4 protein-coding genes are annotated in these 3,616 nt (G+C 66.0%); 3 read left to right on the top strand and 1 reads right to left on the bottom strand.

What is annotated here, in order from left to right; genetic code table 11:
- The 3 genes from EN943_RS36045 to EN943_RS36035 all read left to right on the top strand — a co-directional run.
- The coding region (locus EN943_RS36045) for an amino acid ABC transporter permease (protein ID WP_348630118.1) at positions 1–773 on the top strand (773 nt) is incomplete at its 5' end.
- The gene (locus tag EN943_RS36040) at positions 770–1,444 is read left to right on the top strand and encodes an amino acid ABC transporter permease (protein WP_127416501.1); all 675 of its coding nucleotides are present in this window, start codon (positions 770–772) and stop codon (positions 1,442–1,444) included. The genes EN943_RS36045 and EN943_RS36040, both read left to right, overlap by 4 nt.
- Before the next feature lie 56 nt (positions 1,445–1,500).
- Complete coding sequence (locus EN943_RS36035; RefSeq protein ID WP_164778575.1) at positions 1,501–2,229, top strand: amino acid ABC transporter ATP-binding protein; 729 nt, start codon at positions 1,501–1,503, stop codon at positions 2,227–2,229.
- An 8-nt stretch (positions 2,230–2,237) separates the two neighbouring features.
- Here the strand turns inward: EN943_RS36035 and arsK are convergent, their stop codons facing one another.
- Positions 2,238–3,479, bottom strand: a complete 1,242-nt coding sequence (gene arsK, locus EN943_RS36030) for an arsenite efflux MFS transporter ArsK (RefSeq protein ID WP_127416499.1) — start codon at positions 3,477–3,479, stop codon at positions 2,238–2,240.
- Between the last annotated feature and the right edge of the window lie 137 nt (positions 3,480–3,616).

Raw genomic sequence — 3,616 nt, 5'->3', positions numbered from 1 at the left:
CGATAGACCCCGGGCGGTTTCGCGCGCGTCTCAAGCGCCGCGAACCGCCTGGAATTTCGCTTCATCCGTCGTTTCCTGCACTCTGGGGATTGCACCCAACGATGCTCGAAAATTTCAGTTTCCGCACCATTGTCGAATACCTGCCGCTGTTCGGACAGGGTCTGATCACGACCGTCTGGCTGTCGGCGCTGTCCTTTGTCGGCGCGCTTATCGTCGGCATCGTGCTGTGCGCCATGAACCTGCAGCGCGGCTGGCTGTTTCGCGTGCCGGCCAAGGCCTATATCGACGCCGTGCGCGCCACGCCCTTGCTGGCGCAGCTCTATTTCCTCTATTTCGGCCTGCCCCGGCTCGGCTTCGTCCTGCCTGAACTGGCAGTCGGTATCCTCGCGCTGTCACTGAACAGCGGCGCCTATATCGCTGAAATCATTCGCGCCGGCGTCCTGTCGATCCCGCGTGGTCAGGTCGAGGCCAGCGTCGCTTCGGGCATGACCTACGTCCAGCGCATGCGCCTGGTCGTCCTGCCGCAAGCCTTCAAGGTGACGATCCCGCCGCTGCTCGGCCAGGCGATCGTGCTGGTCAAGGATTCCGCCCTTCTGTCGCTGATCTCAGTTTCCGAACTGACGCGCGCCGGCCAATTGCTCGCCTCCGACCGCTTCATGCCGGCGGAAGGTTTCCTCACCATCGCCGCCTTCTACCTGCTGCTCTATTACGGCCTGAAAGGACTGGCTGGCGTCTCCAGCCGCTGGCTCGGCACGGCGGGGGCGCGGACATGATCTGGCAACAGTTGCAAGGCCTCGCCGGCTCCTATCCGCTGGCCCTGCGCGGCCTCGGCATGACCGTGATGCTGTCGCTGATCAGCCTTGTGCTCGGCACCCTGCTCGGCTTCGGCCTCGGCATCCTGCGCACCGGCGGCAACCGGCTGATCTCGGGCTTGATCGGGGCCTGGGTCGACCTGATCCGCGGCACGCCGTTCCTGGTGCAGATCTTCCTGATCTTCTTCATCCTGCCGGAGTTCGGCATCGAACTCGACGCCTTCACCGCCGGCATCATCGCGCTGACCAATCTCGCCGCCTGCTTCATCTGCGAGATCGTCGTCGCCGGCATCCGCTCGGTGCCGACAGGCCAGGTCGAGGCAGCGCTGGCGTCCGGCCTGTCGCGCTGGCAACGCATGCGCCAGGTGGTGCTGCCGCAGGCGATGCGCATCGTGCTGCCGCCGCTGGTCGGGCAGTATGTGCTGCTGATCAAGGATTCTTCCGTCGTCTCGGCGATCGGACTCACCGACCTCACCCGCGTCGGCTGGCTGGTGGTGCAGCGTGTGCCCAATGGTCTGCTGGTCTTCTTTCTCGTCGGCGTCGGCTATTTCATCGTCTGCTATCCCCTGATCATGCTGGCCCGCCGGCTCGAACGGCGCATGGGCGCGGCGCATGGCGAGGTGCAGTTGTGACTTCCAACCCCAAAGGTCCAGAAAACATGACCAAAACGGGCCTTGCCAAAACCGGCATGATCGACTTTCGCGGCGTCAACAAATGGTTCGGCACGCTCAATGTGCTCAAGGATATCACGCTCAGCGTCGAGCCGCGCGAAGTGGTCGTCGTCTGCGGCCCGAGCGGCTCGGGCAAGAGCACGCTGATCCGCTGCGTCAACGGCCTGGAGGCCATCAAGGACGGCGACCTCGTCGTCGACGGTCAACGCCTGGGCGACCCCGCCACCAACATGACGCGGCTGCGCACCGAGATCGGCTTCGTCTTCCAGTCGTTCAACCTCTACCCGCACAAGACGGCACTCGAAAACGTCACGCTCGCCCCCATCCACGTCCGCAAGGTCCCGCGCTCCGAGGCTGAAAAAGCAGGCCGCGAATTGCTGGCCAAGGTTGGCCTCGCCGACAAGGTCAATGCCTATCCCGCACAGCTCTCCGGCGGCCAGCAGCAGCGCGTGGCGATCGCCCGTTGCCTCGGCATGCGGCCCAAGGTCATGCTGTTCGACGAGCCGACCTCGGCGCTCGATCCCGAGATGATTTCCGAAGTGCTCGACGTCATGGTGGCGGTCGCGGAGGAAGGCATGACCATGATGGTGGTGACGCACGAGATGGGCTTTGCCCGCAAGGTCGCCCAGCGCGTGGTGTTCATGGACGCCGGCGCCATCGTCGAAAGCGGCACGCCGGAAGAATTCTTCTCGCACCCCAAGACCGACCGCAGCCGCGCTTTCCTGAGCAAGATTCTGCGGCATTGAGCCGGCGATCAGGTCGCCTCTTCCGGTCTGCCGCCAATCGCGAACGCTGCCCGGCCGCGCCGCCTGAGTAGCGCGATGGCGAGGAAGGCAACCACGCCGCTCGCGGCGACAACCACCAGCACCCACAGGGAATTGGCGACGGATGTCCGCGCCATCATGAAGGCGAGCGCGAACGGCGCGAAGGCCGAAGTGAACTGGCGGGCAGCGCTCGCCCATCCGAGCCGCGCGCCATAGCCCTCGCGGCCGAAGAGCTCGAGCGGCAAGGTGCCGCCGACGATGCTGGTGAGACCGGAACCGAGGCCAAACAGCAACACGAACAGAAAAGCGCCGGGCAGCCATGGCGTGGTCAGCAGCAGCGCACACAACCCGGCTGTGAGCAGCAAAGCTGCGATGACCGCGAGATGCGTTTGCTGCAGCCGTCCGCCAAACAGCATGTTGATCAGCCGGCTGGCGACCTGCGCCGGCCCGAACATGGTCGAGACGAAAAGGCCGGCGGTGCCAAGCCCAAGGGCTGCGGTCAGCGGCACCATGTGGATGAGGATCGCCGACAGCACGAAGCCCTCGCTGGCGAACCCCGCAAGCATGAGCAGGAACACGGCCCGGCCGCGCCTCGGATCGAGCGGAGCGCCCGCTTCATAAGGAGCGGACCCGCGCTCTTGGCTCGCGGCCGTCGCATGGCGGCGCGACAGGCGCATCAGCCAGGCGTGGATCGGCAGGCAGAGCCCGAGATTGAGCGCCGCGAACATGAGATAGACCTCGCGCCATGTCAAATGCGCATGCAGCGCCGAGGTCAGCGGCCAGAACAGGGTCGAGGCGAACCCGGCGATCAGCGTCAGATGGGTGATGCTGCGCTGCGGCCGGGGAACCCCGATCTGCACGATCGCAACGAAGGCGGCGCTATAGAGAACGAAGCTGGAGGCCAGTTCCATCGCCAGCAAGGCCAGAACGAAGCTCACGCGGCCGGGCGCGACAGCGCACAGCGCCAGCGCCACCGCTGCCGCAACCGAGCCGACGGTCATGATGCGGCCGGCGCCGAAGCGGTCGGCCCACCGCCCGGCAGTCGGCGCGAACAGGCTGCCGGCAAACAGCGAGGCGGACAAGGCGCCGAACACCCAGCCTTCCGTCAGCCCGAACTCCCCAGCCATCGCCGGCGCCAGGATCGAGAAGCTGTAATAGAGCGTGCCGTAGCCGATGATCTGTGTCAGCCCAAGCGCCCAGATCGCCTTGCGCAGGACGGATCGGTCAGGCATCGACGCCGGCCGCCATATTCTCTCGCGTCTCGGTGGCCGGCGCGGTTGCGCAGCCGCAACCCGATGCGCCGGTGGCCTTGGTGTCCGCATCCCTGACGCAGCAGGCATCGACAGCGGCGGGCGCGGGCCCGCCACAA

It is taken from the genome of Mesorhizobium sp. M7A.F.Ca.US.006.01.1.1 (assembly GCF_003997935.1).
Classification (GTDB): domain Bacteria; phylum Pseudomonadota; class Alphaproteobacteria; order Rhizobiales; family Rhizobiaceae; genus Mesorhizobium.
The sequence above is the reverse complement of the archived record's forward strand: the minus strand, read 5'-3'. Positions and strand labels throughout refer to the sequence as shown.